The following is a 26,760-nucleotide window of genomic DNA, read 5'->3' as shown; positions in this document are numbered from 1 at the left end:
GCCGCGTGTTACAGTGCGGCGGTCGGCTTACAAGTTTGCAGGACAAGAGAATGACAGTAATCGGCAACCGCAAAGCTCTGGCACACGACGGCGAGTTCCGCCTGTCGGAAGCGAGTGCGCGCGATTATTTCGAGCTCCTGAAGCCGCGCGTCATGTCGCTCGTGGTCTTCACTGCATTTGCCGGTCTCGTTCTGGCCCCGGGCCACATCAACCCGGTTCTCGGTCTCATTGCCATCCTTTGCATCGCCATCGGCGCGGGCGCTTCCGGCGCACTCAACATGTGGTACGACGCCGATATCGATGCGATCATGACCCGCACCGCCAAGCGTCCGATCCCGGCCGGCCGTATCGCTCCGCGCGAGGCTCTGGCATTCGGTCTGGTGCTTTCCTGTTTTTCGGTGATTATCCTCGGGCTCGCCGTCAATTGGCTCGCAGCCTCGATCCTCGCCTTTACGATTTTCTTCTACGCTGTGATCTATACGATGTGGCTGAAGCGTTCGACGCCGCAGAACATCGTCATCGGCGGTGCAGCCGGTGCCTTTCCACCAATGATCGGTTGGGCCTGCGTGACCGGGACCGTCACCATCGAGAGCCTCGTGCTCTTCATGATCATCTTCCTGTGGACGCCAGCTCACTTCTGGGCGCTGGCGCTGTTCAAGATGCAAGACTATGAGGCAGTCGGTGTCCCGATGCTGCCCAACGTATCGGGCGAGCGTACCACCAAGCATCAGATCGTTGCCTACGCCGTGCTGACGGCAGTGTGCGGCGTACTGCCGACGGCGCTCGGTTTTGCGAGCCTCGGCTACGGCCTGGTGGCCGCAGCACTCGGCGCAATCTTTATCTACTGTTCCATCGCCGTCTGGCGGATGCCGGACGGCGATGAGAAGATGATCCCGGCGAAGAAGCTCTTTGGCTTCTCGATCCTGTATCTCTTCGCGATCTTCTCCGCCCTGATGTTCGACCGGCTTGCGGCTGTGCTCGTTTCACACGCGGGAGGCATTTTCTGATGGACGTCGTCAAGCTTACGGAAGCGCAGCGCAAGTCGCGCCGCAACCGCAATGTCGCTCTCGGTCTGGTCCTTGCCGGGCTGGTCGTGCTGTTCTACGCGATCACGATCGTGAAGTTTACGTCGGGGCACATGGGATGAGCGAGATGCAGAGCACGCCGAGAAAGCCGCGTAACAACGGTGCCGTCGTTTTCATGTGCCTTGCCTTCGTCTTCGGGATGGGCGCTGCCAGCTATGCTGCTGTTCCCCTCTACCGGATGTTCTGCCAGCTCACCGGCTATAACGGCACGACGCAGCGCGTCGAGCAGGCTTCCAGCGTGATCCTCGACCGCAAGATGCGAGTCACTTTCGACGCCAACGTTGCGCCGGGTCTCGACTGGGAGTTCAAGCCGGTCGAGCGCGAGGTCAACCCGCGCATCGGCGAAACCATTCAGGTGAATTTCACCGCGGTGAACAAGTCGAACGAGCCGCAGCGCGGTCAGGCAGTGTTTAACGTGACCCCTGGCGAGGCGGGCGTTTATTTCAACAAGGTGCAGTGCTTCTGCTTCAATGAGACCGTTTTGAAGCCGGGCGAAAAGCTCGAGATGCCGGTCGTGTTCTATATCGATCCTGATATTACCAAGGCTGTGGAATCGAAGGATATCCACACCGTTACCTTGTCCTATACGTTCTATCCGAAAGAGGGTCCGAAGCCGGTGGCTTCGAATGAGGGTGGAACGGTAAAGCTTGAAAAGAAACTTTGATTGAGGTTCGTTTCCGGCTATGCCGGAGCGGAGAGGAAGAGATCCGGGGATAGCTTACATGGCTGATGCTCATCAGAAACATCACGACTACCACATCATCGACCCAAGCCCGTGGCCGCTGCTGGCTTCGATCGGCGCGTTCGTCATCACGTTCGGCGGCGTCGGCTTCATGCGCTATCTCAACGGTGGCTCGCTGCACCTCTTCGGCGTCGAGTGGGCCCATCCGTGGCTGTTCTTCATCGGCCTTGCGATCATTCTCTACGTCATGTTCGGCTGGTGGTCGGACACCGTGAAGGAAGCAGATGAAGGCGCCCATACGCGCGTCGTCTCGCTGCACCTTCGCTACGGCATGATCATGTTCATCGCGTCGGAAGTGATGTTCTTTGTCGCCTGGTTCTGGGCTTACTTCGACGCCAGCCTTTTCCCGAACGAAGCGATTCAGGCCTCCCGCCTTGCCTTTACCGGTGGTCAGTGGCCGCCGAAGGGGATCGAAGTCCTCGACCCCTGGCACCTGCCGATCTACAACACGGTCATCCTGCTGTTGTCCGGCACGACAGTCACCTGGGCCCACCATGCGCTGCTGCATAACGACCGCAGGGGCCTGATTCAGGGCCTGACGCTGACCGTCCTGCTCGGCATCCTGTTCTCGACGGTACAGGCCTACGAATACGCACACGCTCCGTTCGCCTTCAAGAATTCGATCTACGGCGCGACCTTCTTCATGGCGACCGGCTTCCATGGTTTCCACGTTCTGATCGGTACGATCTTCCTCTTGGTCTGCCTGCTGCGCGCGATCCGCGGCGACTTCACGCCGAAACAGCATTTTGGCTTCGAGGCAGCGGCCTGGTATTGGCACTTCGTCGACGTCGTCTGGCTCTTCCTGTTCTTCTGCATCTACGTCTGGGGCGGCTGGGGCGCGCCGCTGGCTGCGGGCTGAGCCGAGGTCATGGATTAAAAAGGGCGGGTGCCACGGCACCCGCCCTTTTTGTTTTCTGGATCATCGCATGGCGGCGATGCGCTGGAATGCGGAGGGTTCGGGAATGCCGAGGTCGAGGCGTTGCCGGATTGCTTCGGCGCATTCGAGCGGCGTCAACACCGAGGTGTCCACCTCAAGATCGTAGATACCGGGGATATGGACCTGCTCCTGCCAGAGCTGGACGGGATGGGGGACCGCGTCGTTTTCGGTCGCCTTCACATAAAGCGTATGTCCCCCGGGTACAGGGATGTTTCGCCGCTTCATGATGACCTTGATCGGACATCTGACACCGACGAAAAGCACCGGCAATCCCTCAAGCCGGCGCGCGCAATCGGCGAGAATGCCGAGCGGCTGAGAGTAGCTGTCGTGATGGCCGAGGTCAGCCACCACATTGAGGCCGAGCCCGGCATGAATGGCGATCGACTCATAGAGCGCGGCATAGAGAAACGGAACCATCTCCTCGAGGTCGGGGCGTTCTCCGCCTGGGCGCAGCCCGATCCCAGGCAGATAGCGCTCCGGTGTCATGTCGTTGTAGGTGTCGACGCCGAGGTTCATCCAGGGGCCATCGAAGTGCTCCTGGATCGCGTTGGCGATCGACGATTTTCCACTGCGCGGGGCGCCGTTCAGAATGACGATCTGTCCGGCCGAGCTGTCGTAGGTCATCAGTTTTCTTCTTCTGTTTGGCGCGAATCGCTGAGGCGAAAGAGCGCAGGTATTTCCTTTCCCTCTGCGAATACTTTATGGGTGAGTTAAGGCAGAGGCCCTGGTTGGCCATAGGCAATTGGAAGGATGGCATGAACGAGGACAGCGCACATTTCCCGCCGGTCGATCCGGTGAAGACAGGCATTAAGGGATGCTGCCCACGCTGCGGCCAGGGAAAGCTCTTCAACGGCTTGTTGGCGCTGAGGCCGCGCTGCTCGGCCTGTGGTCTCGATTACGCCTTTGCCGATGCCGGCGACGGTCCCGCGGTCTTCGTGATTCTGATTGTCGGCTTCATCATCATCGGCTCGGTGCTGTGGCTTGAGGTCAACTACGCGCCGCCGATCTGGCTGCACATTCTGCTGTTCGGCCCTCTAACCGTCATTCTCTCCCTGTTTGCCCTGCGCTGGTGCAAGGGGATCCTGATCGCGATGCAGTATCGCCATAACGCCAGCGAGGGGCGCATCTCTCGTGACTGAAGTTCATGTTTCGGCGTCTCGCCGGAAGCGGTCGATCCTCACCGGAACGGCGGTGCTGATCGCATTGGCGATTCTTCTCTCGCTCGGTACCTGGCAGGTCGAGCGGCTGCATTGGAAAGAAAAGCTGCTCGCCGACATCGCCGAGCGCCGGCAGGCGCCGCCGGCATCGCTTGCCGATATCGAAGGCATGGCATCGAAAAGCGAGGACGTCGACTATCGTCACATCACGGTCACCGGCGAATACGTCAACAGCAAGGAGCGGCACTTCTTCGCGACCTGGCATGGCCAGACAGGCTTCTATGTCTACACCCCGCTGCAGCTTGCCGACGGCCGCTATCTCTTCGTCAACAGAGGTTTCGTTCCCTATGAGAACAAGGAACCGGAAATGCGCATGCAGGGGCAGCTGACCGATCAGCAGACGGTCACCGGTCTCGCCCGCGCAAAACTGGCAGGCAAGCCATCCTGGGTCGTGCCCGACAATGATGTAGCGAAGAACATCTTCTACTGGAAGGACCTCGATGTGATGGCCTCCAGTGTCGGGCTCGACCAGGCTCAAGTCGTTCCCTTCTTCGTGGACGCGGACGATACCCCCAATCCGAAGGGGCTGCCGATCGGCGGTGTCACCGATGTCGATCTGCCCAACAACCATCTGCAATATGCCTTCACATGGTATGGGCTTGCGGCAACGCTCGTGATCATCGTTGTGGTCGCCCGTTTCCGTAAGCGGGGGCCGGCGCAATAGTATCGCTTCAATTCTTGCCTATATTGGGCTAGAGAGCGCTATCTTCACACACCGGAACAGACATGAATATTGCGGCGAAACCACCCTTGACGATCAGGCTCTGCGGACCGCGCGGCTTTTGCGCCGGCGTCGACCGCGCCATCCAGATCGTCGTGCTGGCGCTGAAATCCTACGGGGCGCCGGTCTATGTCCGCCATGAAATCGTCCACAATCGCTATGTGGTCGAAGGCCTCGAAGCCAAGGGCGCAGTCTTCGTCGAGGAGCTCGACGAGATCCCGGAAGAGCATCGTGCCCAGCCGGTCGTCTTCTCCGCTCACGGCGTTCCGAAATCCGTGCCTGAAGATGCGAGCGCTCGCAATCTCTTCTACCTCGACGCCACGTGTCCGCTGGTGTCGAAAGTCCACAAGCAGGCGATGCGCCACAGCCGGCTCGGCCGTCATGTCGTGCTCATCGGTCATGCCGGTCACCCTGAAGTCATCGGCACGATGGGTCAGTTGCCGGAGGGCTCTGTCTCCCTCATCGAGACGGTCGAGGACGCCGACGCCTATCAGCCCGTCGATCCCGATAATCTCGGCTACGTGACGCAGACGACGCTGTCGGTGGACGACACGGCCGGCGTCATCGCGCGCCTGCAGGAGCGCTTTCCCAATCTGACGGCGCCAGCCGCTGACTCGATCTGTTATGCGACCACCAACCGTCAGGAAGTGGTCAAGCAGGCTGCTCCCGGCTGCGATCTCTTCATCATCGTCGGAGCGCCGAACTCGTCGAATTCCAAGCGACTGGTCGAGGTGGCGCTGCGGGCAGGGGCCAAGAAGTCGCTCCTCGTGCAACGCGCCTCGGAACTTGATTGGGATGAGATCGGTCAGATCTCCACGCTTGGACTTTCCGCCGGTGCATCGGCGCCGGAGGTGATCGTCAACGAAATTATCGAGGCCTTCCGCGCTCGCTTCGACGCCAAGGTCGAGCTCGCCGAGACGGTTCAGGAAAACGAGCATTTCCTCGTCAACCGCGAACTGCGCAACATAGAGCTGACGACGGCAGACATGGCATTCGTAAACGGGTAAACCGCAATTCCGCTTTGCGGGAGCAACCGTCGAGGGGACGATTGCGGCGGCCACTGGCGCCCGGGTAGGCGCAGTCTTCAATTGATCAAACATTTTCGCGGGACGTAAATTGGCAGTCTACACCGATATTTCCGAAGACGATTTGAAGTGGTTCCTGACGGAGTACGATGCCGGGACTTTGCTTTCCTACAAAGGCATTGCGGAAGGCGTCGAGAACTCGAACTTCCTGCTGCACACCACCAAGGACCCGCTGATCCTCACCCTTTACGAGAAGCGCGTCGAGAAGAACGATCTGCCGTTCTTCCTGGGGCTGATGCAGCATCTGGCGGCCCGCGGCCTGTCCTGCCCGCTGCCGCTGCCGCGTAAGGACGGGGCCTTGCTAGGCACGCTGTCCGATCGTCCGGCAGCTTTGATCTCCTTCCTGGAAGGCATGTGGCTGCGCAAGCCCGAAGCCAAGCATTGCCGTGAGGTGGGCAAGGCGCTCGCCCAGATGCATGTTGCCGGCGAAGGCTTCGAGCTGAAGCGTCCCAATGCGCTGTCCGTCGATGGCTGGAAGGTGCTTTGGGAGAAGTCCGAGGCTCGCGCCGATGAGGTGGAGAAGGGACTGCAGAACGAGATCCGCACGGAGCTCGATTTCCTCGCGGCCCATTGGCCGAAGGACCTGCCTGATGGCGTCATCCACGCCGATCTGTTCCCGGACAACGTCTTTTTCCTCGGTGACGAACTGTCCGGCCTGATAGATTTCTATTTCGCCTGCAACGACCTGCTTGCCTATGACGTTTCGATCATCCTGAACGCCTGGTGCTTCGAGAAGGACGGCGCCTACAACATCACCAAGGGCATGGCGATGCTGGAGGGCTACCAGAGTGTCCGGCCTCTCAGTGATGCCGAACTGACAGCGCTCCCAATCCTCTCGCGGGGTTCGGCGCTGCGCTTCTTCCTGACGCGCCTCTACGATTGGCTGACGACGCCGGAGGGCGCGCTGGTCACCAAGAAGGACCCGCTCGAATATCTGCGCAAGCTGCGCTTCCACCGGCAGATCGGCTCAGCCGCCGAATATGGGCTTGCGGTATGAAGCACGTCGATATCTTCACGGACGGCGCCTGCTCGGGCAATCCCGGCCCCGGCGGCTGGGGGGCAGTGCTGCGCTACGGCGAGGCGGAAAAGGAACTCTTCGGCGGCGAGCCCGAAACCACCAACAACCGTATGGAGCTGCTGGCGGCGATCTCCGCCTTGACGGCGCTGAAGACGCCCTGCGAAGTCGACCTCTACACGGACAGCGTCTACGTCAAGGACGGCATCTCCAAATGGATTTTCGGTTGGAAAAAGAACGGCTGGAAGACCGCGGACAAGAAGCCGGTGAAGAACGCGGAGCTCTGGCAGGCGCTTGAGGAAGCCCGAAACAAGCACAAGGTGACTCTGCACTGGGTCAAGGGCCACGCCGGCCATCCTGAAAACGAGCGCGCCGACGAACTCGCCCGCAAGGGAATGGAGCCGTTCAAGAAGCGCTAGAGCTTGTCGCTCGGAATGTCGCAGAAACACGGACATCGAGCGTTTCCCTGAATCTGCAAGGAAGCGCTTGGCGCAGACTGGAGGGATGTCATGCGGATTGTCTCGTTGAATGCATGGGGCGGAAAGCTGCATGCGCCCCTCATTCCCTACCTCGCCGGGATCGACGCGGATGTTCTCTGCCTGCAGGAGATCACCCGCTCGGTGACCGTTTCCAATGACTGGCTGGTATACCGCGACGGCAGCCACATCCTGCCGCAGCGCGCCAATCTGTTTTCCGAGATCAAGGCGGTCCTTCCCGCCTATGACGCCTTCTTCGCGCCGACCGCGCGGGGCGAACTATTTGAAGGCGGGACCTCTGTCATGTCGGAATTCGGTCTTGCGACCTTCGTGCGCCCATCTCACCCGATTATCGGCCAGGCCATGGATTTCGTGCATGGCGACTTCTCGGCTGATGGCTATGGCGCGCACCCCCGTGCGCGCAATACGCAGTGCCTTCGCCTGTTCGATTATCGCGCCAATCGCCCGATCACCATCGCCCAGCTGCACGGTCTGCGCGACCTTGCCGGGAAGGGAGACACACCAGCGCGTCGCGGGCAGGCGGATGCCTTGGTCGCTCTCATCCGCCGCATATGGCGCGAGGGCGAGCCGCTCGTCGTCTGCGGCGACTTCAACGTGCTCCCCGACAGTGAAATGTTTGGAGCGCTTGCCGAACTCGGTCTTACCGACCTCGTGACCTCGCGCGGCCACATGGATACGCGGACCTCGCACTACGCGAAGGAAGGCCGCTACGCGGACTATATGCTGGTCACATCGAACATCAATGTCGCAGCGTTCGACGTCGTTGAAGAGCCCGAGGTTTCCGATCATCGGGCGCTATTGCTGGAGATTTCGTAGGGGAGAGCACTGCCGGATGGCGCAGCGGTGCAGGTGGCATCCGCTGCGCCGAGCCTTGGGAGGCTTGTCGACTATGCTACCTTGGCGACTTCGCCATGCGGGTCGAGGACGAACTTCGTGGCCGCGCCGTGGTCGAAGCTTTCATAGCCCTGCACCGCGTCTTCCAGCGGAATGACCTTGGCGTTGACGATATCGGCAATCGGCAGCCGGTCGTGCAGGATCGCCTGCATGAGCTGGCGGTTATACTTCAGCACCGGAGTCTGACCCGTGTGGAAGGACTGCGCCTTTGCCCAGCCGAGACCGAAGCGAAGCGACAGGTTGCCATGCTTGGCGGCATTGTCGACCGCACCCGGGTCTTCGGTCACGTAGAGGCCCGGAATGCCGATAGAGCCCGCCGCGCGGGTGATCTCCATCATCTGGTTCAGAACGATCGCCGGCTGCTCGCCGCCGCTATGGCCGCGCGCTTCGAAGCCGACGGCGTCGATTGCGCTGTCCACTTCGTTGCTGCCGGTCACCTGCGCGATCATGTCGCCGAGCCGGTCGCTCTTCGACAGGTCGATCGGCTCGAAGCCGACCTTGGCGGCATGGGCAAGGCGATCCTTGTTGAAGTCGCCGATCATCACCACCGCAGCGCCGAGGATGCGGGCGGATGCAGCCGCTGCAAGCCCGACCGGGCCGGCACCGGCGACATAGACGGTAGATCCGACGCCGACACCGGCGCGCACCGCGCCATGGAAGCCGGTCGGCAGGATGTCGGAGAGCATGGTCAGATCGCGGATCTTCTCCATGGCGCGGTCGCGATCGGGGAATTTCAGCAAATTGAAATCGGCATAGGGAATGGTCACGTAACGCGCCTGGCCGCCGATCCAGCCGCCCATGTCGACATAGCCGTAGGCACCGCCGGCGCGCGACGGGTTGACCGTCAGGCAGACGCCGGTGTCCTGCGATTTGCAGCAGCGGCAGCGGCCGCAGGCGACGTTGAACGGCACGGAGACGATATCACCGATCTGAAGCATCTCGACATCGACGCCCTTCTCGATCACCTCGCCGGTGATTTCGTGGCCGAGGACGAGGCCGGGCATCGCCGTCGTGCGGCCCCGAACCATATGCTGGTCCGATCCGCAGATGTTGGTGGAGATCACTTTCAGGATGACGCCGTGTTCGATCTTGCGGCCGTCGGGGGCCTCGAGTTTCGGATCGTCGATGTCGTGGATTTCGACCTTGCCGGGCCGCATGTAGACGACGCCTCGGTTCTTGCTCATTTTCATCTCCTCCGTTGAAAATGCTGTCGACCGTCCTTGGCTCCTCAACCTGATCCGGCCGTTGACAACAGACTAAAGAAGAATGGCCACAGCGTTGTTCCGATTGCGACGGTTTGAGGGGTCGAAATGGCCGTCGGGCATTGACTGCCAGCTTTCCTGTTGAGAGCGGCCTTTGTTGTTGCCCGGCCCACGCTTCCCTCTCTATGCTTGCAGCCAATGTCATTGGGAGGATGCCATATGATCCTGCACTGCGTACTGATGCGGCTGAAGGCCGCGATGACGGTCGAAGAGAAGCAGTCCTTGTTCGAAGCGATCGTCGCGCTGAAGCAGGTGTTCCCCGGCATCATCGACATCAAATACGGCCCGAACGTCTCGCCGGAGGGGCTGCACGCCGGTTATGTCGACGGTTTTGCCGTGACCTTTGAAAGCGCCGAAGCGCGCGATGCCTACCTCGTGCATCCGGAGCATGTGGGCGTCGGCGAGCGCATTGTCGCCTCGACGGATGGTGGTCTGGGTGGCCTGATCGTGTTCGATCTCAATTATTGAGGCTGGGCCGCACCATTGCGCGACCCAGCCGTCGTCGTCAGCTGGCTTTCGCCATCGCCGCCACAAGCTGGTCGACGTTGTAGCGGAACATCTTCTCGTAGGTCGATGCTGGCCCCTTGGCGTCGGAAAGAGACTCGACGTAGAGTTCGCCGCCGGGTTCTGCACCCGTCGCGTTCGCGATCTGCCTGACGAGGCGCGGATCGTTGGAGTTCTCGAAGAAATACGTCTTCACGTGCTCGGTCTTGATCTGTTCGATCAGTTTGGCGACATCCGCGGCGGAGGCTTCGCTCTCTGTCGAAACGCCGATCGGGGCGAGGAACTTCACGCCATATTCACGACCGAAATAGCCGAACGCGTCGTGGCTGGTCAGCACCTTGCGATGGTCGGCAGCGATGGTATCGAGCTTCGAATGCGCATAGACATCGAGCGCGTCGAGATGCTTCAGATAGGTCTCGGCATTGGTCTTGAACGCCGCAGTATCGGCCGGAGCAGCCTTCGCAAGCGCCTGTTCGATGTTGGCAACCCAGACCTTGACGTTGACGGGACTGTTCCAGACATGCGGATCGGTGACCGTCTGCCCGTCCTCGTCCATCGCGCGGAACTCTATCCCTTCCGAGACGACGACGGGCTTTCCCTTGTAGCCTGAGGCGCTGATGAGGCGGTCCATCCAGCCCTCCAGCCCTTCGCCGCTGATGAAGGCGACCTGCGCCGCATTGAGGTTCCTTGCGTTGCTTGGCGACGGTTCAAACTCATGGGGATCGCCGTTCGGGCCAACGAGGCTTGTGACAGTCACGCGGTCACCGCCGACCTGGCGGACCACGTCGGCGAGAACGGTGAAAGATGCCACCACCTTGAGGGGCGCGGCAGATACGGACGTCGTCGAAAGCGCCACGAGCGCGGGGAGCATCACTGAGAAAAGCAGTCTGCGGGAAATCATGAGGGTCTCCGGGTTGTCAGCCCTTCAGGTGCGGGCGAGGGAAATACCGCCGGGCGAGGCCCGACGGGGCGAGGAAGATCGAAAGGCCGTAAAGCAGTGCCGCCGTCATGATGATCGTCGGTCCGGAGGCGAGTCCGAGATGGTAGGAGGCAATGAGCCCGAGATAGCCGGAGGCAGTAGCGCTCGCGGCTGCGATCGCCATCATCGAAGGGAGACTACGCGACCAGAGCTGCGCGATCGCAGCCGGCAGCATCATCAGACCAACCGCCATCAACGTTCCCAATGCCTGGAAACTGGCGACCAGATTGAGCACGATCAGCAGCAGAAAGAGAAAATGATAGATCGGTCCGCGTCCGCCGATAGCCCTGAGGAAACCCGGATCGAAACACTCCGCGACCAGCGGTCGGTAGATGATCGCGAGGACTGTCAGTGTCACGGCGCTGATGACGCCGATCTCATAAAGGGCAGGAGCATCGATCGCGAGAATGGTGCCGAAGAGGACATGCAACAGGTCGACATTCGAGCCGCGCAAGGAAACGATGAGCACGCCGAGCGCCAGCGAGGAGAGGTAGAAGCTGGCGAAGCTCGCATCCTCCTGCAAGGATGTTACACGGCTGACCATGCCGGAGAGGAGTGCAACCGAAAGCCCGGCAACGAGCCCCCCGAGCCCCATCGCCGTCAAGGAGAGCGAACCGGCGACAAGATAGCCAATCGCAGCGCCAGGCAAAACGGCGTGGCTCATCGCGTCGCCGACGAGGCTCATTCGCCGCAGCATAAGGAAGACCCCGATCGGCCCGGAGCCAAGCCCAAGGCACAGGCAGGCGACGAGCGCGCGGCGCATGAAGCCATAATCCGCGAAAGGCGCGAGGAGGAGGTCGTAGGCGGTCATCTCGCTGGCTCGCAAATGCCGGCGCCTTCGTCCCACTGCTCGGCCATCGCTCGCGCTTTGCGGAGGTTCCCCGGGGACATGACATCCGCCGTTGCTCCCCAACCGACAACTTCGCGCGCAAGCAGGAGTGTCTGCGGAAAGTGGGCACGGACCTGCTCGAAATCGTGAAGGACTGTGAGGATCGTTCGTCCCTCGTGATGCCAATCCGCGACGATCTCCAAGAGATCCCCCGTCGTGCGACCATCGATGGCCGTGAACGGCTCGTCGAGAAGGATGACGCTCGCATCCTGCAGGAGCAGCCGGGCAAAGAGTACGCGCTGGAACTGCCCGGCTGACAGCGATCCGATGCCGCGCCGATCAAAGCCTTCGAGGCCAACCATGGCGAGCGCGTCGCGCGCTTTCTGCCGCTCCGCCGATGAGATCTGTCCGAAAGCTCCGGACTGCCGCCAGGCTCCGAACAGAACCGTGTCGAGCACCGAGATCGGAAAGCGGCGGTTGATGTCGGCCGCTTGCGGCAGATAGCCGAAATCCGTGCGCCTCAATCGGTGCCTTATGGTGCCGGAGGATGGACGGAGTTCTCCGACGATCGCCTTCAGCAGGCTGGACTTGCCGGCTCCGTTTGGACCGGCGATTGCGGTAAGGCTTCCGACCGCAACGATTCCAGAAACATGATGCACGGCCGGATGCCGCTCATAGGCGACCGTCAGGTCTTCAAGCTCGATCGCAACGGCGCTCATGGCAGCAGCGTCGCCCAATGGATCGCTGCCCAGAGTGGGATGCCAATCAATGCGACGTAGAAAACACGACGGCCAGCAGAAAGCGCCATCAGGCCCCTAGAGTGTTGAAACTTCGAGAAATACATATCGCACCAAATGTAATAACATTACCGTTATGTTATAACAAATAAGGCAAAAACGTGGCGCGCTGCGAACTTAAACGTGGAAATAAAAAAGCGGCCGCATGGGCCGCTTCAGATGGTCGAGGTGTGAAGCCTTACAGCAGCTCCAGCATCCTGGCTGCCCCGGAAACCGTGGCCTGACCTGGGTTTTCTTCGACGTTCAGCGATTTCACGACGCCGTCTTCGACGAGCATGGAGTAGCGCTTCGATCGGACACCGAGACCGCCGGCCGATAGATCGGCATCGAGACCGAGCGCCTTGGTGAAGCTTGCGTCCCAATCAGCGAGGAAGTGGATCTTGCCCATGCCGCCGGAGGATTGGGCCCAGGCACCCATCACGTGCCAATCGTTGACGGCGACAACGGCGATATCATCGACGCCCTTGGAAAGGATCGAGTCGCGGTTTTCGAGGTAACCCGGTAGATGGTTCAGCGAGCAGGTGGGCGTGAACGCACCAGGGACCGCAAAGAGGACGACGCGCTTGCCGTTGAAAAGCTGCTCTGTCGAAATTTCGACCGGGCCATCCGCCGTCTTTTCCTTGAAAGTAGCCGCAGGAAGCTTGTCGCCGATTGCGATGGTCATGGACGTCTCCTTGTCATGAGGCGGCACAAATGCCGCGATTTCGGCGCGACTATAGAACGCGATCACTCAAAGGCAAGCGGGGTCTCGATAGCGCGCGAACCGTCGATGACGAGTGCGCTCCACGTCTTTCCATGGATGTCGTATGCCTTCGGCAGCTTGCCGACGGACAGCGTCGTCGTGAACTTGTTGCCGTCGCGATGGGTCGCCATTTGCTTGGTAAAGACGTGCCCGCTCGGGCCTGCGACGATCACCTTCGGCGCGCTCTCGCCGCTCTCCGGAAGGGTAATGCGGAGAGAAAGTTCCTTCATGTCGGCCGACAGCGTGTGGTCGTCCACCTTGAATGTAGACGAGGCGGTTTCCGGCAAAGCAGCCTCGGCATCCCGGAGGATCTTTTCCTCGTCAGGGCGCGAACTGGCCAACGGTTCAAAGGTCAGCGACAGCTCTGCCTGGAAGGGGATGCAGATTTCCTTGCAGATGCCGATAAAGGCGTTTGCCTTGAGTTCCCTGAGAGCCGGGTCTTTCGCCGTCAGTTGCAGCGGGAAGGTCACCGACGCGTCGTAAGCCACCTCATCGACCTTGTCGTCGGCAATGTGCTTCGGGATAGGAAAGCTCATCTTGTCGAACGAGACGCCTTCAGAAGATAAACTGACTTGAGGCGGGATGCCGCTGTTCCCCGGCTCCCGCCAATAGGTAATCCAGCCTGGCTTCGGCTCGATCTGCAGTCCGGCGCGAATAGTCCCGCTTGCATCAGGTGGCAGCGCGATCAGCCGCATTCGACCGCCCTCGTTGTTGGCCCAGGCACTCATCTCCGCCCTGGCAGGATGAGAAAGCTGAACGACGGCCACGAGCAGGCAGAAAGCGGAACAGAATTGGCGGGTGACGCGTGAAATAGTTTGCATGGATCAACGCTCTATTGAAAATCCCCATGCCCGGCTAGAACTCGCCACCATTTTAGTTTTCATTTTCAGTTGATTGATCCGTGACATTGGCTCATGCTCATGGTGTCGGGGCCTCGTGCGGTCTGGCAGAGGAGGAATGATGTCCTTGGCGACCCTGAAAAACAAAAGAGAACGTGGCTTCTTCGATGGCCAGTTTCTCATTGCCATGCCGGGCATGGAGGATCGAAACTTCGCCCGCACGGTGATCTATATCTGCGCCCATTCGGATGCCGGCGCGATGGGGTTCGTGATCAACCGTCCGCAGAACCTGACCTTTACCGATGTTCTCCTGCATCTCGAAATGATCAAGGACGAGGAGGCCATCGTGCTTCCGCCGCATGCGCGCGATTGCCCGATCCAGACCGGCGGGCCGGTGGAAAGCGGCCGCGGCTTCGTCCTGCACTCCGACGACTATCTCTGCGATTCCAGCATTCCCGTCAGCGACGATATCTGCATGACGGCCACGCTCGACATTATCCGCGCGATTTCCAAGGGCAAGGGACCGAAGCGGGCCACCATGCTGCTCGGCTATGCCGGCTGGGGCGCGGGTCAACTGGAAGCTGAAGTCGGCAACAACGGCTGGCTCACATGCGCCGCGAATGAGGAGCTGATCTTCGATCGCAGCCTCGACGACAAGTACGAGCGCGCGCTGGCCACGATGGGCATCAATGCCGCCATGCTTTCGGCCGAGGCCGGCCACGCCTAATTGGCGGAACGATCTGCAAAAAAACGCGTTCTCTGCTGGCGCGGGCAACAAGCCACGGCTGGAAATTGCCCGCCGTCCATTTTGCATAGCGGGTCTGACCCTGTCATCGAGGAGGCGCGCGTTGAGGCTCTTTGCATGTGACAATTGCGACCAGGTTGTTCATTTCGACAATCGCCAGTGCGTCCGGTGCGGTCATCGCCTTGGCTTCCAGCCGAATGGCCTGCGCATGCATGCTGTTCAGCAGCAGGACGGGGATCTCTGGCAATACGCTGCTCAGCCGGACCTGGTACGCTTCTGCGCCAATGCCGGCCTCGACATCTGCAACTGGCTCGTAGAGGACGGCGACGCGGGTGATTACTGCGTCGCCTGCCGGCATAATCGGCTTGTGCCGAATTCAGCGACGCAGGATGGCGTGGACCGGTGGCGTCGCATCAGCCAGGCGCAACGACATCTCTTCTACTCGCTCTTGCGCTGGCGCCTGCCGCACCCGGACCGCACGCTGGATCCCGTAGGCGGCCTTGTTTTCGATTTCCTTGAAGATACAGTTCAGGATGACGGCAGCGTCGTCCCGGCGATAACGGGACACGAGGAGGGCCTGATCGCAATTCGGGCCGCCGAGGCCGACGACCTCACGCGCGAACAGGCGCGCACCTCGATGAACGAACCTTACCGGACGCTGCTCGGCCATTTCCGCCATGAGACGGGCCATTTTATCTGGAACCGCCTCGTGCGCGACAGGAACGCCTTCGATGAGTTCCGGGCAGTGTTCGGCGATGAGCGCCGGGATTACGGCGAAGCCCTTGCGCAGCACTACGAGAATGGCGCTCCGCTCGGCTGGCAGGAGAGTTTTGTCAGCGCTTATGCCAGCGCACATCCTTGGGAAGACTTCGCCGAATGCTTTGCTCACTATCTCCACATCGTCGACACGTTGGAGACTGCGCGAGCCTTCGGCGTTGCAATTGATCCCCGCGGTCACGAAGAGATGGCGGCAGAGGTCGATTTCGACCCCTACAGGGCAGCAAGTGCCGATCAGCTTGTCGACGAGTGGGTGCCGCTCAGCGTTGCGATCAACTCGATACAGCGCAGCATGGGGCAGCCCGATTCCTACCCATTCGTGCTGTCGGCGCCGGTGGTCGCCAAGCTCGAATACATGCATCGGCTGATAGCGGGAGCCGCTACGCCGCCACAGGGGCAGAATAGCTTGAGTCGGGTCGCTTAAGCGCGCTTCGTCAACGGGAAGCGTTCCTTCAGCAGCCGCAAGACGGACTCCGATGCCATTGGCGGTCCGAAGAGGTAACTCTGCCCGAAGGTGCAGCCCATCTTGGCAAGCTCGATCGCGTCCTCGTTGGACTCGATCCCCTCGGCAACCACCTTCATATCCAGTTCGCGCGCCATGGCGATCACCGAGCGAAGCACGGTCGCCTTCTTGTCACTCGCGTCGCACACCATCGTTTTGTCGAGCTTGATCGTGTCGAACGGGAAGCGCGTTAAATAGGCAAGCGACGAATAGCCGGTTCCGAAATCGTCCAACGCAAGGCCAAGGCCCATTTCCCGGAGCTTCTCGAGCACGAGGCGCGCCTGCTCCGGATTCTCCATGACCATGGACTCCGTCAGCTCGAGCTTCAAACGCGCAGGATCGCAATGGGTCTTCGCCAGAACCGAGCGGACGTCGTCGTAGAGCTCGTTATTGAGCAGCTGGGCGCTCGAAAGGTTGATCGAGACAAAGATCGGCAGCTCGCCGGTCTGGTTCTCCCAACCCATCAGGTCGTTTGTCGCCTGCTCCAGGGCAAAGAGACCGAGCATGTCGATGATGTCGGATGTCTCCGCGATCGGAATGAATTCCGAAGGCGGAATGCTGCCGCGTTTCGGATGCTCCCATCGCATCAGGGCTTCGAAGCCGGCAATCTCTACACTCTCCAGCCCTGCGATCGGCTGGTAGACCATAGACAGTTCCTTGCGCTCGATGGCACGACGCAGGTCGGACTCGAGCTGCAGCCGGTCGGCACCGAAATCGCGGAAGGCGGGTTGGAACGGTTCGACGCGATTGCCGCCAGCGCGCTTGGCTCGGTACATCGCAAGCTCCGCGTCGCTGAGCATACCGGCGGCGCTTTCCTGCTGATCGACGAAGGAGGCAAGCCCGATCGACGCCGTCAGGATGATCTCGCGATTGGCGAAATTGATCGGCACCATGATTGCCTTGCTGATCGCATCGGCAAAGTCGGCCACTTTCGTCGGATCGCGCTCGGAGGTCAGGATTAAACCGAACTGGTCGCCGGAAAGGCGTGCAAGCGTATCCTGCGGCTTGAGCAGCCGGCGCAGGCGGCGCGTGAGCGCGATCAGGATGTTGTCGCCGGCGGCGATCCCAAGCGTGTCGTTCACCAGCTTATAGCGGTCGATATCGATCACTATTACCGTCGGGCGCAGCGTCTCGCCACCGGGCGCCAATGCAAGCACGGCCTGTAGGCGATCAAGGAACAGCTGCCGGTTTGGCAAGCCGGTCAGATTGTCGTGCAGTGCGTCGTGCAGCAGCCGTTCGACCGAATTCTTCTGTTCGGTGACGTCGACGATCGTGCCGACGCAGCGAATGATCTCGCCGTTCGAGCCAAGCACCGGTCGGGCGCGGATGAGGAGCCAGTGGAAATGACCGTCTTCCGCGCGAATGCGGAACTCGTGGTTCAGTCGGCCACGGCGATGTTCGAGCAACACGTCGAGCGTCGCCCGGAAGCGGTCGCGATCGTCGGGATGGAGCCGCGGCAGCCAGTTGCGGGCAGCGCCATGCATCGTGCCGAGAGGAAGGCCGAGTTTAGCGGATACATCCGGGATCGTAACGACGCGGTCACGTGCCACGTCCCAGTCCCACACCATGTCGCCCGAGCCCGTCAACGCTAGCGATTGCCGTTCGAGGTCGGAGAACAGCCCCTGCTGGAACGCGCCGCCGGCAAAGGCGTGCTGCATGACGGTAAAGCCGATCAGCAGGACAATGAGAACGAGGCCGCCGCCGAGCGCCGGCTGGATGATGTCGTTGTCGAGCCGGCCGGTAATCGTCAGCCAGGCGCCGAAGATCCAGACGAGGATCAGCGCCCAGGCAGGCACCAGCAGGATCGCGCGGTCATAGCGATTGAGGCCGAGATAGACGATCAGCAGAAGGCCCATCGTCGCGGTCAGCGCAAAGGACAGACGCGCGATGCCGGCGGCGATTGCCGGATCGTAGATCGCGACGCCGAAGAGCAACGCCAGGCCGAGCACCCAGGCGAGCGTCAGGTAGCCGAGATGCGTGTGCCATCGGTTGAGATTGAGGTAAGTGAACAGGAATATGACGAAGCTGGAGGCAAGCGCGACCTCGGCACAGGCGCGCCATATGCGCTGATCGGTCGAAGCGATGCTGATGAGTTTGCCGAGAAAGCCGAAGTCGACGCAGATATAGCCAAGCACCGCCCAGGCAAGCGCGGCCGTTGCCGGCAGCATCGACGTGCCCTTGACCACGAACAGGATCGTCAGGAACACCGCAAGCAGGCCGGCAATGCCGAGTACGATGCCGCGGTAAAGCGTGAACGCGTTGATTGTGTCCTTATAGGCGTCGGGTTCCCAGAGATAGATCTGCGGCAATTCCGGCGTCGTCAGCTCCGCGACGAAGGTGATGACAGCGCCGGGGTTGAGCGTGATGCGGAAGACATCCGCCTCGTCGCTCGGCTGCCGGTCGAGTGCAAAGCCTTCGCTCGGCGTGATCGCGATAATGCGCTGCGAGCCGAGGTCTGGCCAGAACAGCTTGGAATTCACGAGGCGGAAATGGGGCGCCACGATCACGCGCTCGAGTTGCTCGTCGGAGACGTTGGCGAGCGCGAAGACTGCCCAATCGCCCTGGTGGTTTTCGGAGCTGGCACGTACCTCAATACGGCGGCGAATGCCATCGGCGCCGGCAGCGGTAGAAACCTGAAAGGCTTCACCCTGGTTGGCGTAGATTTCCGTGGTGGCAGTCAGATCGAGCGCAGTATCGTCGCGTGAGATCTTGACCGGTTCGGCTGCCTGAACATGACCTGGCGCTAGCATGAAGGCCGACAGCAAGAGAGCTGCGATCACCGCGATCAATTGTCCGGCCGGTGATGAGAGCAGCATGCGATTGTTAGTCATCGGCTGTCGGTTATCCTGCCTTTATCCGTGTCCGTGGCGAGCAATGAGAACATCACGTGGTCGTGCCACTGACCGTTGATTTTCAAGTATCCGCGCAGATAGCCTTCCCGCTGAAACCCGGCTTTTTCAAGCAGGCGGATGCTCCGAGCATTGTCTGGAATACAGGCTGCTTCGATACGGTGCAACTCAAGCCCTGTGAAGATGTAGGGTATAACCAATTGAAGTGCGGCGAACATATGGCCCTGACCGGCATAGGCCTCGCCCATCCAGTAGCCGATCATGCAGCTTTGTGCCGCCCCGCGCCTGATGTAGCCGATCGTAATGCCGCCGAGCAGCGTTGTGTTCTGCTTGTGGAACAGAAAGAGCGGGATTGCCTGGCCCGAGGCATACTCCTGCTTGCCGCGGATGACGCGGGCGCGGTAGGCGCCCTCCGTCAATTCATCACGACGCCATGTAGGCTCCCAGGGTTCCAGGAACTGCCGGCTGGCCGCCCGCAGCTTGTGCCACTGGTTGAAGTCCTGGTAGCGCGGCAGGCGCAGCACATAGTGCTCGTTCTCGAGCTCCACCGAATCCGGCTGTCGCGACAGGAACCGAAAAACCGATTTTGGCATCGATCACTCCCCGCAGGATGGACGTGGGATCAGACGAGGGCCTGTTTGCCCTGGTGATCGGGCGAGGAAAGAGACGCGGCGATGTCTTCCATTGGCGCCAGATGCTCGAGCGGGCCGATGGCTGAGAGGGTCGGCACCGTATCGAAGAACAGGCGTCCGGCAAGATCCGTCAGGCGGTCGACCGTGATGCCCTCGAGCCGTTCCATCATCTCCTGGTTGGAGATAGGGCGGCCGTAAAGCATCATCTGCCTTGCGATCTGACCGGCGCGGGCGGCGGGGCTTTCCTGGCCCATCAGCAGTTGCGCGCGGATCTGGGCGCGGGCGCGTTCGATTTCTTTCTGCTCGATCGTCGCCGCCGACTTGTGCAGTTCGTCGATGATAACCGGCACCAGCTCCGGCAGGTTCTCGCCACCGGTCGCGGCGTGGATGCCGAAGATGCCGGTATCGGAGAAGCCCCAGTGGAAGGCGTAGATCGAGTAGCAGAGGCCGCGGATCTCGCGCACTTCCTGGAACAGGCGGGACGACATGCCGCCGCCGAGGATGTTGGCGAGGATCTGCGAACAGTAGAAGTCGCGGGCGTGATAGGCCTTGCCTTCGAAACCAAGCAGGATCTGGGCGTCCATCAGGTCGCGCGTTTCGCGGACATTGCCGCCGATATATTTCGCCGGTTCCATAACGGGCGTTGCCGATGGCGCGGTGGGAAGGCTCGCAAAACGCTCTTCGACCATACGGACGAACTCGCCGTGCTCTACGGCGCCGGTCGCAACGACAAACATCCGGTCGGTCGTGTAATTGCGGCTAAGATAGCCGCGGATCTGTTGCGGCGTGAACGACACCACGGTCTGCGGCGTGCCGAGGATCGCCCGTCCGAGAGTCTGGTCGCGATAGGCCGTTTCGGAAAACTTGTCGAAAACGACGTCGTCAGGCGTGTCGTTTGCCGCGTTGATTTCCTGCAGGATAACCTGCTTCTCACGCTCGAGTTCTTCCTCCTCGAAAGCTGACTCCGTCAGGATATCGGCCAGAATATCGACAGCGAGCGGGACATGGTCCTTGAGAACGCGAGCATAGTAGGAGGTCGTTTCCGTCGATGTCGCGGCATTGACCTCGCCGCCGACATCCTCGATCTCTTCGGCGATTTCACGCGCGCTGCGACGTGCCGTGCCCTTGAAGGCCATGTGCTCGAGCAGGTGAGCGATGCCATGCTCGTCTGTCGTCTCGTTGCGCGACCCCGATTTGATCCAAACTCCCAGCGCAACGCTTTCCAGATGCGGCATGGTCTGTGTGACTACTGTCAGCCCGGATTTGAGCCGGGTGCACTCAACTGTCATTGGCTATCTTTCTGCGCCTGCGTTACTTAGGCCCGAGTATGCTCGCCGATGAAGGTCTCAATGGCTTTGAGCTCAGGCTTCACAATCTGAAAGCGCTCCTCCTCGTGCATCAGATCAGCAAGCCACGTCGGAAGCGCGGGGTCAATACCGGAGGCGGATTTTACGGCGGCGGGGAATTTCGCCGGGTGCGCGGTGGCAAGCGTCACCATCGGTGTGTTCGGCTTCTCGTGCTTGTCCGCAACGAAGACGCCGATCGCCGAGTGCGGATCGAGAAGATAGCCGGTTTCGGCATGGGTTTTCTTGATCGTCTGGGCGACCTGTTTCTCGCTTGCGCGGCCGGCGCGGAAGGCCTTCTTGATGAAGGCGAGGGCGTCCTTTGAAATCTCGAAACCGTTGGACTGCTTCAGGCTGTCCATCGCCGCGCGAACTTTCGATGCATCGCGATCGTAGGCCTCGAACAGCAGACGTTCGAAGTTCGAGGAGATCTGGATGTCCATCGACGGAGAGGTCGTAGCTTTGACGGCCTTCATCTCGTAGCGGCCGGTTTTCAGCGTACGGTCAAGGATATCGTTCTCGTTGGTGGCAACCACCAGCTTGCCGATTGGCAGGCCCATGCGCTTGGCGCAGTAGCCGGCGAAAATGTCGCCGAAATTGCCCGTCGGCACGGTAAAGGAAATCTTACGGTCCGGTCCGCCGAGCGCGATCGCCGTCGTGAAGTAGTAGACGATCTGGGCCATGATGCGAGCCCAGTTGATCGAGTTGACGCCGGAGAGTTTAACGCGATCGCGGAAGGGCGCGTCGTTGAACATCGCTTTCACGAGGTTCTGGCAGTCGTCGAAATTGCCTTCGACGGCAAGCGCGTGAACGTTGGAGGCTGTGGAGGTCGTCATCTGGCGCTGCTGCACCGGCGAGACCTTGCCGTTCGGAAAGAGGATGAAGATGTCGGTGCGTTCGCGACCGGCAAAGGCGTCGATTGCCGCTCCCCCGGTATCGCCGGAGGTTGCGCCGACAATGGTTGCGCGCTCGCCGCGCTTTTCGAGCGCATAGTCCATCAGCCGGGCCAGCAGCTGCATGGCGACATCCTTGAACGCCAGCGTCGTGCCATGGAAAAGCTCCATAACGAAGCTGTTCGGACCTGTCTGCACGAGCGGGACGATCGCTGGGTGGCGGAAAGTGGCGTATGCCTCGTCGATCATGGACCGGAAGGTCTCATCCGGAATTTCGCCGTTGGTGAAAGGCGACAGGATCGCAAAGGCGATTTCCTGATAGCTCTTGCCGCGAAGCGCCCGGATTTCCTTCTTCGTGAAATGAGGCCACTTGCGCGGCACGTAGAGGCCGCCATCGCGCGCCAGACCCGCCAGCAATGCATCGCAGAAACCGAGGGAAGGGGCTTCGCCGCGGGTCGAGATATAATCCACTGTCGTCATCCTTGATGTGCCGGCCGGAGAAGATCCGGGTTGGAGGGAAAGTATGCCTCGCGCTGCATCTCGCTTACCCTGCCGGCCGTCGGCTGCGATCCCGAAATGTGCATCAAAACGGTTCTTACCCAATCGATTTTTGTTTGCGCCGCTGATATAGACCATCGCAAACTGTCACGAAAGGCCTGCCATCAAGTGATTAGGCCTGCCAAAAAACTTTGTGGAGAGGGTGGAATAATCGTGCTTGGCAAGGTCTCGCGTCTCATCGTTTCGGCTTCGTTCGCGGCAATTCTTGCCGGCTGCAATTCACTCGGCGTCGGCGGGGGCTCAGACAGCGCAACCGCACCAGCCCAATCGAATGGCAATGGGCAGATCATGCCGCTGGCGCCGTCCAACCCGTCGTCCAACGACGCATCGATCGGGACCGCCAAGACGGCCTCGGGTACCGCCGCGCCCGTCGTTCAGGGCGCGTGCCCGCAGATGTTCATGAAAGACAGCGCCGCGATCTTCCGGACTTATGCCGGCGGTGCGAAGACCGGCGATCCGCAGAAACTCGCCTATCAGGCATCGATCGGCGACTATACCCGCCAATGCAGCCTCAACGACACGAACCTGACGATGACCGTGGTGGCGCAGCTCCGTGTTATTGCCGGGCCGGCCGGCTCTTCCGGCAAGGTCACGCTCCCAGTTCGCATCACGGTCTATGACGGCGAGGATGCGCTCTATTCGGAAGTCACGAATTTCCCGGTCGAGGTCGGCTCCGGAGCCACGCAGGCCCTGTTCCGCAAGGACGGAATCAAGCTTCCGGTCGGGTCTGGCGCGCTGGTGCGCGTAAACATCGGTTTCGATCAGGGACCGGTGTCGACGAAAAAGAAGAAGGCCTGAAAAACGCCCTTGTTTCCGCATCGCCATGCTGGCCGGCGCCGGGAGCGCAGATCGCTTGAAAATCGGCATCGTATTGAACCCGGCGTCGGGGCGGCGCGGAAAGAAGCTGTTCTGGTCGACGCTGCGGCGCGCCATCGAGGCGAGAGTCACCGATCTCAGCCTGCGTGAAACCAAGGGCTTCGGCGATGCCGAACGCTTCGGGCGCGAGTTGGCGGATGACGGGGCCGATCTGGTGATCGCCGTCGGTGGCGATGGGACGATCGGCGAGGTGGCTGGCGGCATTCTGAAGTCGCATCGGCCGAGCACGGCTTTCTCTTTCATCGCAACTGGCACTGGATGTGATTTTGCCCGCAATTTTTCGATATCGCGTGATCCTGCCACGATCGCCAACCGTCTGACCTCTCCGTCCGTCCGGCAGATCGATGCCGGATTGCTGACCTGCGACGACGAGGACGGCGACACGGTCAGCCGCCACTTCGCCAACATCGCGAGCTTCGGCGTGTCGGGCCATATCGTGCGTGCCGTCGACGAGGCGCGTAATGGCAGACGTCTACCCGGGCCGATGGTCTTCTTCTTCCATAGCCTGCTTCAGATCCTGCGCTACAAGCCTCGGGACATCCGCCTCAGGCTGGATGGCGAGGATATCTATGAAGGGCCGGTCACCGCGGTCGCCGTTGCCAACGGCGCCTGGTTCGGCGGTGGCATGAAAGTGGCTCCGGATGCCGATGTCGCCGATGGCCTGTTCGACGTGGTCATCATCCGCGGCGCCGGCAGGCTGAAGGTCATAACGTTGATGAACAGCATCTACAGCGGCGGTCATCTCAAGAGCCCGCTTGTCAGCATCCATCGCGCGCGACTCGTCGAGGCATGGCCGATAGGCAAGGTCGGGGTGCCGATCGACAGCGACGGCGAGGCGCCCGGGCAGCTTCCGGCACGCTTCGAGATCGTGGCCGGCGCGCTAAGCCTGAGAATCTAACGATTGCGATGGAATCGCGAGCGTAAGCAAAGACGCTTGCAAGACGGCTTGCGCATTGTCTTCCGTCTCGGAGGCGATCGGTAAGATGCACGCTAGCGCCGAGGGCGGGCTGAAAAACAAAAGGCCGCACGAGCGCGGCCTTTTCAAGGAAGAACGAGCCTTACAGAACGCCTTCCCACTCGGCGAGTGCGGCGACGACGCCGGGCAGATCGCTCATGCGGGAGATGACGGTTTCAGCGCCGGCATCGGTCAGCTTGTCGGAATGTGACGGATAGGTGTGCGAGGCACCGGTAAAACCGACGACACGCATGCCCGCAGCGCGCGCGGCATGGACGCCATGAACGGAGTCTTCGACCACAACGACGCGGTCCGTCGAAACGCCCATCTGTTTGGCGCCGTGCAGGAAGATATCCGGCTTCGGCTTCACGCGATCCGCGCCGAGGTCCTTGGCTGAGAAGATATGCGGTGCAAAAAGCGGCGTCAGGCCGACTTTGCCGAGCATCATGTCAAGCCGCGCGCTGCTGGAGTTCGAGCAGATGCAGCGCTTCAGCTTCAGGCGCGAAAGGGCGGCTTCGACGCCCGATATCGCCTGCACGTCCTGTTCTAGACGAAGATCGAGCAGCTTTTCGGACTTGTCGAGCAGCGATGCCGATATCGGGATGCTGGCCTCGCGCTCGACCTGGAAGAGAATGTTCTGCCACGTCATGCCGGCGAAGCGCTCGCCCATTTCCTCGATGCTGATCGGGTAGCCTGCTTCTGTGAGAAGCTTGGATTCGACATCCGCAGCGATGATTTCGGAATCGACCAGAACGCCGTCGCAGTCGAAGATGATGAGGTCGAAGCCGTCCATTTACTCGCGCCTTGTTTGGGATGATGCCCTTTACACGATGCCTCGCCGAACCTCAACCGATAGCAGGGCATGGCTGGATTGCGTGCCGCGGGCGGCTTGGATTTTACGTGTGTTCGCAGCTATTTGGTGGCTGGAAAGAGGGCAAGGAACTGCCGTTCGCCTTCGGGGGAAAAGACCACTGAGCGGCTTTCCGCCGCGCGACGGGCCCAACCCTTCTCGAGGAAATTCGAAAGCAGAGCCTTGCCGAGGCTGCCGGCGAGGTGCGCACGCCGTTCACTCCAGTCCAGGCAGGAGCGGCAGAGCGGCCGACGCGACGATTTCAGGGCATGGACATCGATGCCGATATCTTTGAGTGCCGTTTCGCCGCTCTCCGTTAGGGCGAGGCCGTCGCCGATCGAATCGATCGCGCCTCGGGCGATCAGGCTGTCCAGCATTCGCACGCCATAATCGCCGGCAAGGTGATCGTAGCAGATGCGGGCCTTGCGCAAGGCCGGCTCCTTCGGCCCCGGCTTGTGGCGCAGGTGGCCGCGTCCGGCCGCAAAACCCATGATGCTTTCCAGGAATTTGCCAACGCTGTCATCCGCCAGCGTGAAATAGCGATGGCGGCCTTGCTTGCGCTGTGCCAGCAGATTGCCTGCCTCCAGCTTGGCGAGGTGCGTGCTCGCCGTCTGCACGGTAATGCCGCCGGCTGCTGCAAGCTCCGTCGCGGTCAGCGCCTTGCCGCCCATCAACGCCGTCAGCATGTTGGCTCGGGCGGGATCGCCAATCAGTGCGCCGATCTGGGCTATGTCAGGTCCTTCTTTCATACTTCGATCCTAACCGAAGCATCCTCGTCCAGCAATGTGCGAAAACTGTTTCCAGACAACAAGGAGACGACGATGATTACCTGCTTCATCCGCTACGAGATCGATCCATTCAAGAAGGACGCCTTTACCGAATATGCCCGCAATTGGGGCCAGGCGATCCCGCGCAACGGCGCCGATCTGATCGGTTACTTCGCGCCGCATGAAGGTTCGGCAACGACGGCTTACGGCGTCTACAACATCGAAAGCCTCGCCGCATATGAAGCCTATCGCGCCCGCCTTGCCGCCGATCCGCTCGGCAAGGAAAACTACGAATTCGCCAAACGCGAGCGTTTCATCCTCAGGGAAGACCGCATCTTCCTCAAGAACGCTTCCCTTCCTCACGCAAAGCTGGTGATGCCATGATCGCTGTTATCTTCGAAGTCCTGCCCTACATGGGCGAACGCCACACCTATCTCGATCTCGCCGGCGAACTTCGGAGTGAGCTGGAAAAGATCGACGGCTTCATTTCGATCGAGCGCTTCGAAAGCCTTACCAATCGAGGCAAGCTGCTTTCGCTTTCCTTCTGGCGTGACGAGGAGGCGGTCAAAGCCTGGCGAAACGTGGAGGCGCACCGCGCCGCCCAGCACGCCGGTCGCAACGGCGTCTTCGCTGACTATCGCCTGCGCATCGGCTACATCGTCCGCGACTACGGCATGAACGACCGGGCCCAGGCACCGGAGGATAGCAAAGAAGTGCATGACGTGGCGGCTTAACGAGAGCGGCTGGAAGGGCAGGGTTGCTGCCCGCCCTTCGGCGTCTAAACACGTGCGGCGACTTATTTTCCCGAAATCGCTCATGCCTTCAGGCTTTGGTAACCAAACTGAGTAACCATAACGGACAGTAAAAG

At 60.8% G+C, this 26,760-nt stretch carries 30 protein-coding genes; 17 read left to right on the top strand and 13 right to left on the bottom strand.

The genetic code is table 11. The annotated features are described in order from the left end of the window. Positions 1–50: 50 nt before the first annotated feature. From ATY80_RS22485 to ATY80_RS22470, 4 genes are read left to right on the top strand one after another with little or no spacing between them, the layout of a single operon-like run. Positions 51–1,007: a heme o synthase gene (locus ATY80_RS22485; RefSeq protein ID WP_088694530.1), complete on the top strand. Its 957-nt coding sequence runs from the start codon at positions 51–53 to the stop codon at positions 1,005–1,007. Continuing rightward, complete coding sequence (locus ATY80_RS29090; RefSeq protein ID WP_028747883.1) at positions 1,007–1,147, top strand: hypothetical protein; 141 nt, start codon at positions 1,007–1,009, stop codon at positions 1,145–1,147. The genes ATY80_RS22485 and ATY80_RS29090 overlap by 1 nt, the downstream gene beginning before the upstream one ends. Continuing rightward, complete coding sequence (locus tag ATY80_RS22475; RefSeq protein WP_088694529.1) at positions 1,144–1,749, top strand: cytochrome c oxidase assembly protein; 606 nt, start codon at positions 1,144–1,146, stop codon at positions 1,747–1,749. Before ATY80_RS29090 ends, ATY80_RS22475 begins: the two co-directional genes overlap by 4 nt. Positions 1,750–1,807: 58 nt before the next feature. Further along, positions 1,808–2,686: a cytochrome c oxidase subunit 3 gene (locus ATY80_RS22470; protein ID WP_088694528.1), complete on the top strand. Its 879-nt coding sequence runs from the start codon at positions 1,808–1,810 to the stop codon at positions 2,684–2,686. Positions 2,687–2,746: 60 nt separating this feature from the next. On the opposite strand, the gene ATY80_RS22465 is transcribed toward ATY80_RS22470, so the two are convergent. Next, on the bottom strand, positions 2,747–3,388 hold the full coding sequence (locus tag ATY80_RS22465; RefSeq protein WP_088694527.1) for a chloramphenicol phosphotransferase: 642 nt from the start codon (positions 3,386–3,388) through the stop codon (positions 2,747–2,749). A 131-nt stretch (positions 3,389–3,519) separates the two neighbouring features. Here ATY80_RS22465 and ATY80_RS22460 point away from each other — a divergent pair, with 131 nt between their 5' ends. The 6 genes from ATY80_RS22460 (at position 3,520) to ATY80_RS22435 (ending at position 8,115) form a co-directional block, all read left to right on the top strand. Next, on the top strand, positions 3,520–3,903 hold the full coding sequence (locus tag ATY80_RS22460; protein WP_088694526.1) for a DUF983 domain-containing protein: 384 nt from the start codon (positions 3,520–3,522) through the stop codon (positions 3,901–3,903). Beyond that, a complete protein-coding gene (locus ATY80_RS22455; protein ID WP_088694525.1) occupies positions 3,896–4,645 on the top strand; it encodes an SURF1 family protein in 750 nt (249 codons plus the stop codon). Before ATY80_RS22460 ends, ATY80_RS22455 begins: the two co-directional genes overlap by 8 nt. Before the next feature lie 62 nt (positions 4,646–4,707). Beyond that, a complete protein-coding gene (gene ispH / locus ATY80_RS22450) occupies positions 4,708–5,709 on the top strand; it encodes a 4-hydroxy-3-methylbut-2-enyl diphosphate reductase (protein WP_088694524.1) in 1,002 nt (333 codons plus the stop codon). A 109-nt stretch (positions 5,710–5,818) separates the two neighbouring features. After that, entirely contained in the window at positions 5,819–6,784 is a 966-nt protein-coding gene (locus tag ATY80_RS22445; RefSeq protein ID WP_088694523.1) for a homoserine kinase, read from the top strand. Then, a complete protein-coding gene (gene rnhA, locus ATY80_RS22440; RefSeq protein WP_088694522.1) occupies positions 6,781–7,221 on the top strand; it encodes a ribonuclease HI in 441 nt (146 codons plus the stop codon). The genes ATY80_RS22445 and rnhA overlap by 4 nt, the downstream gene beginning before the upstream one ends. Positions 7,222–7,311: 90 nt before the next feature. Beyond that, the gene (locus tag ATY80_RS22435; protein ID WP_088694521.1) at positions 7,312–8,115 is read left to right on the top strand and encodes an endonuclease/exonuclease/phosphatase family protein; all 804 of its coding nucleotides are present in this window, start codon (positions 7,312–7,314) and stop codon (positions 8,113–8,115) included. Positions 8,116–8,186: 71 nt separating this feature from the next. Here the strand turns inward: ATY80_RS22435 and fdhA are convergent, their stop codons facing one another. Further along, positions 8,187–9,377, bottom strand: a complete 1,191-nt coding sequence (gene fdhA, locus ATY80_RS22430; protein WP_088694520.1) for a formaldehyde dehydrogenase, glutathione-independent — start codon at positions 9,375–9,377, stop codon at positions 8,187–8,189. 237 nt (positions 9,378–9,614) lie between these two features. Between fdhA and ATY80_RS22425 the strand changes: the two genes are divergently transcribed. Then, on the top strand, positions 9,615–9,923 hold the full coding sequence (locus ATY80_RS22425) for a Dabb family protein (RefSeq protein WP_088694519.1): 309 nt from the start codon (positions 9,615–9,617) through the stop codon (positions 9,921–9,923). A gap of 37 nt (positions 9,924–9,960) precedes the next feature. Here ATY80_RS22425 and ATY80_RS22420 read toward each other — a convergent pair whose 3' ends face one another. The 5 genes from ATY80_RS22420 to ATY80_RS22400 all read right to left on the bottom strand — a co-directional run bounded on the left by ATY80_RS22420 (position 9,961) and on the right by ATY80_RS22400 (position 14,127). Beyond that, a complete protein-coding gene (locus ATY80_RS22420; RefSeq protein ID WP_088694518.1) occupies positions 9,961–10,860 on the bottom strand; it encodes a zinc ABC transporter substrate-binding protein in 900 nt (299 codons plus the stop codon). 16 nt (positions 10,861–10,876) lie between these two features. Next, the gene (locus ATY80_RS22415) at positions 10,877–11,749 is read right to left on the bottom strand and encodes a metal ABC transporter permease (RefSeq protein WP_088694517.1); all 873 of its coding nucleotides are present in this window, start codon (positions 11,747–11,749) and stop codon (positions 10,877–10,879) included. After that, positions 11,746–12,486, bottom strand: coding sequence for an ABC transporter ATP-binding protein (locus tag ATY80_RS22410; protein WP_088694516.1), 741 nt, complete (start codon positions 12,484–12,486; stop codon positions 11,746–11,748). Before ATY80_RS22410 ends, ATY80_RS22415 begins: the two co-directional genes overlap by 4 nt. 256 nt (positions 12,487–12,742) lie before the next feature. Next, on the bottom strand, positions 12,743–13,228 hold the full coding sequence (locus ATY80_RS22405) for a peroxiredoxin (protein WP_088694703.1): 486 nt from the start codon (positions 13,226–13,228) through the stop codon (positions 12,743–12,745). Between the two features lie 62 nt (positions 13,229–13,290). Beyond that, positions 13,291–14,127, bottom strand: a complete 837-nt coding sequence (locus ATY80_RS22400; protein WP_088694515.1) for a protein-disulfide reductase DsbD domain-containing protein — start codon at positions 14,125–14,127, stop codon at positions 13,291–13,293. 139 nt (positions 14,128–14,266) lie between these two features. Between ATY80_RS22400 and ATY80_RS22395 the strand changes: the two genes are divergently transcribed. Both ATY80_RS22395 and ATY80_RS22390 read left to right on the top strand, forming a co-directional pair. Beyond that, complete coding sequence (locus ATY80_RS22395) at positions 14,267–14,872, top strand: YqgE/AlgH family protein (RefSeq protein ID WP_088694514.1); 606 nt, start codon at positions 14,267–14,269, stop codon at positions 14,870–14,872. Between the two features lie 121 nt (positions 14,873–14,993). Next, positions 14,994–16,091: a putative zinc-binding metallopeptidase gene (locus ATY80_RS22390; protein WP_088694513.1), complete on the top strand. Its 1,098-nt coding sequence runs from the start codon at positions 14,994–14,996 to the stop codon at positions 16,089–16,091. Here the strand turns inward: ATY80_RS22390 and ATY80_RS22385 are convergent. From ATY80_RS22385 to thrC, 4 genes are read right to left on the bottom strand one after another with little or no spacing between them, the layout of a single operon-like run. After that, positions 16,088–19,000, bottom strand: a complete 2,913-nt coding sequence (locus ATY80_RS22385) for a sensor domain-containing phosphodiesterase (RefSeq protein WP_088694512.1) — start codon at positions 18,998–19,000, stop codon at positions 16,088–16,090. The two genes, ATY80_RS22390 and ATY80_RS22385, sit on opposite strands and share 4 nt — an antisense overlap. After that, positions 18,997–19,611 carry a GNAT family protein gene (locus ATY80_RS22380; protein ID WP_088694511.1) on the bottom strand — a complete coding sequence of 205 codons (615 nt, stop codon included), beginning with the start codon at positions 19,609–19,611 and terminating at the stop codon, positions 18,997–18,999. The genes ATY80_RS22385 and ATY80_RS22380 overlap by 4 nt, the downstream gene beginning before the upstream one ends. 29 nt (positions 19,612–19,640) lie before the next feature. After that, positions 19,641–20,939, bottom strand: coding sequence for a pitrilysin family protein (locus tag ATY80_RS22375; RefSeq protein WP_088694510.1), 1,299 nt, complete (start codon positions 20,937–20,939; stop codon positions 19,641–19,643). A 26-nt stretch (positions 20,940–20,965) separates the two neighbouring features. Further along, positions 20,966–22,366: a threonine synthase gene (thrC, locus tag ATY80_RS22370; RefSeq protein WP_088694509.1), complete on the bottom strand. Its 1,401-nt coding sequence runs from the start codon at positions 22,364–22,366 to the stop codon at positions 20,966–20,968. Positions 22,367–22,594: 228 nt separating this feature from the next. On the opposite strand from thrC, the gene ATY80_RS22365 reads away from it, so the two are divergent. Together ATY80_RS22365 and ATY80_RS22360 are read left to right on the top strand one after the other, a co-directional pair. Then, a complete protein-coding gene (locus ATY80_RS22365; protein WP_189637245.1) occupies positions 22,595–23,242 on the top strand; it encodes a hypothetical protein in 648 nt (215 codons plus the stop codon). Between the two features lie 55 nt (positions 23,243–23,297). Beyond that, a complete protein-coding gene (locus ATY80_RS22360; RefSeq protein ID WP_088694701.1) occupies positions 23,298–24,218 on the top strand; it encodes a diacylglycerol kinase family protein in 921 nt (306 codons plus the stop codon). Positions 24,219–24,378: 160 nt separating this feature from the next. Here the strand turns inward: ATY80_RS22360 and ATY80_RS22355 are convergent, their stop codons facing one another. Beyond that, positions 24,379–25,068: an HAD family hydrolase gene (locus ATY80_RS22355; RefSeq protein WP_088694508.1), complete on the bottom strand. Its 690-nt coding sequence runs from the start codon at positions 25,066–25,068 to the stop codon at positions 24,379–24,381. 119 nt (positions 25,069–25,187) lie between these two features. Continuing rightward, on the bottom strand, positions 25,188–25,874 hold the full coding sequence (locus tag ATY80_RS22350; RefSeq protein WP_088694507.1) for a helix-turn-helix transcriptional regulator: 687 nt from the start codon (positions 25,872–25,874) through the stop codon (positions 25,188–25,190). Positions 25,875–25,946: 72 nt separating this feature from the next. Here ATY80_RS22350 and ATY80_RS22345 point away from each other — a divergent pair, with 72 nt between their 5' ends. Next, a complete protein-coding gene (locus ATY80_RS22345; protein ID WP_088694506.1) occupies positions 25,947–26,276 on the top strand; it encodes an NIPSNAP family protein in 330 nt (109 codons plus the stop codon). Continuing rightward, positions 26,273–26,626, top strand: a complete 354-nt coding sequence (locus ATY80_RS22340; RefSeq protein ID WP_088694505.1) for an antibiotic biosynthesis monooxygenase — start codon at positions 26,273–26,275, stop codon at positions 26,624–26,626. Before ATY80_RS22345 ends, ATY80_RS22340 begins: the two co-directional genes overlap by 4 nt. Positions 26,627–26,760: the final 134 nt, after the last annotated feature.

This window comes from Rhizobium sp. R711, assembly GCF_002211365.1.
Lineage (GTDB): Bacteria > Pseudomonadota > Alphaproteobacteria > Rhizobiales > Rhizobiaceae > Rhizobium.
The sequence above is the reverse complement of the archived record's forward strand: the minus strand, read 5'-3'. Positions and strand labels throughout refer to the sequence as shown.

Excerpts from the sequence above, each read along its gene's own strand:
- ATY80_RS22470 (WP_088694528.1), top strand. The coding sequence starts at position 1,808 with ATGGCTGATGCTCATCAGAAACATCACGACTACCACATCATCGACCCA.
- ATY80_RS22435 (WP_088694521.1), top strand. The coding sequence starts at position 7,312 with ATGCGGATTGTCTCGTTGAATGCATGGGGCGGAAAGCTGCATGCGCCC.
- ATY80_RS22415 (WP_088694517.1), bottom strand. The coding sequence starts at position 11,749 with ATGACCGCCTACGACCTCCTCCTCGCGCCTTTCGCGGATTATGGCTTC.
- ATY80_RS22355 (WP_088694508.1), bottom strand. The coding sequence starts at position 25,068 with ATGGACGGCTTCGACCTCATCATCTTCGACTGCGACGGCGTTCTGGTC.
- ATY80_RS22465 (WP_088694527.1), bottom strand. The coding sequence starts at position 3,388 with ATGACCTACGACAGCTCGGCCGGACAGATCGTCATTCTGAACGGCGCC.
- ispH (WP_088694524.1), top strand. The coding sequence starts at position 4,708 with ATGAATATTGCGGCGAAACCACCCTTGACGATCAGGCTCTGCGGACCG.
- ATY80_RS22405 (WP_088694703.1), bottom strand. The coding sequence starts at position 13,228 with ATGACCATCGCAATCGGCGACAAGCTTCCTGCGGCTACTTTCAAGGAA.
- ATY80_RS22400 (WP_088694515.1), bottom strand. The coding sequence starts at position 14,127 with ATGCAAACTATTTCACGCGTCACCCGCCAATTCTGTTCCGCTTTCTGC.
- ATY80_RS22375 (WP_088694510.1), bottom strand. The coding sequence starts at position 20,939 with ATGACAGTTGAGTGCACCCGGCTCAAATCCGGGCTGACAGTAGTCACA.
- ATY80_RS22385 (WP_088694512.1), bottom strand. The coding sequence starts at position 19,000 with ATGACTAACAATCGCATGCTGCTCTCATCACCGGCCGGACAATTGATC.
- ATY80_RS22350 (WP_088694507.1), bottom strand. The coding sequence starts at position 25,874 with ATGAAAGAAGGACCTGACATAGCCCAGATCGGCGCACTGATTGGCGAT.
- ATY80_RS22485 (WP_088694530.1), top strand. The coding sequence starts at position 51 with ATGACAGTAATCGGCAACCGCAAAGCTCTGGCACACGACGGCGAGTTC.
- ATY80_RS22410 (WP_088694516.1), bottom strand. The coding sequence starts at position 12,486 with ATGAGCGCCGTTGCGATCGAGCTTGAAGACCTGACGGTCGCCTATGAG.
- rnhA (WP_088694522.1), top strand. The coding sequence starts at position 6,781 with ATGAAGCACGTCGATATCTTCACGGACGGCGCCTGCTCGGGCAATCCC.
- ATY80_RS29090 (WP_028747883.1), top strand. The coding sequence starts at position 1,007 with ATGGACGTCGTCAAGCTTACGGAAGCGCAGCGCAAGTCGCGCCGCAAC.
- ATY80_RS22340 (WP_088694505.1), top strand. The coding sequence starts at position 26,273 with ATGATCGCTGTTATCTTCGAAGTCCTGCCCTACATGGGCGAACGCCAC.
- ATY80_RS22425 (WP_088694519.1), top strand. The coding sequence starts at position 9,615 with ATGATCCTGCACTGCGTACTGATGCGGCTGAAGGCCGCGATGACGGTC.
- thrC (WP_088694509.1), bottom strand. The coding sequence starts at position 22,366 with ATGACGACAGTGGATTATATCTCGACCCGCGGCGAAGCCCCTTCCCTC.
- ATY80_RS22395 (WP_088694514.1), top strand. The coding sequence starts at position 14,267 with ATGTCCTTGGCGACCCTGAAAAACAAAAGAGAACGTGGCTTCTTCGAT.
- ATY80_RS22475 (WP_088694529.1), top strand. The coding sequence starts at position 1,144 with ATGAGCGAGATGCAGAGCACGCCGAGAAAGCCGCGTAACAACGGTGCC.
- ATY80_RS22380 (WP_088694511.1), bottom strand. The coding sequence starts at position 19,611 with ATGCCAAAATCGGTTTTTCGGTTCCTGTCGCGACAGCCGGATTCGGTG.
- ATY80_RS22345 (WP_088694506.1), top strand. The coding sequence starts at position 25,947 with ATGATTACCTGCTTCATCCGCTACGAGATCGATCCATTCAAGAAGGAC.
- fdhA (WP_088694520.1), bottom strand. The coding sequence starts at position 9,377 with ATGAGCAAGAACCGAGGCGTCGTCTACATGCGGCCCGGCAAGGTCGAA.
- ATY80_RS22420 (WP_088694518.1), bottom strand. The coding sequence starts at position 10,860 with ATGATTTCCCGCAGACTGCTTTTCTCAGTGATGCTCCCCGCGCTCGTG.
- ATY80_RS22460 (WP_088694526.1), top strand. The coding sequence starts at position 3,520 with ATGAACGAGGACAGCGCACATTTCCCGCCGGTCGATCCGGTGAAGACA.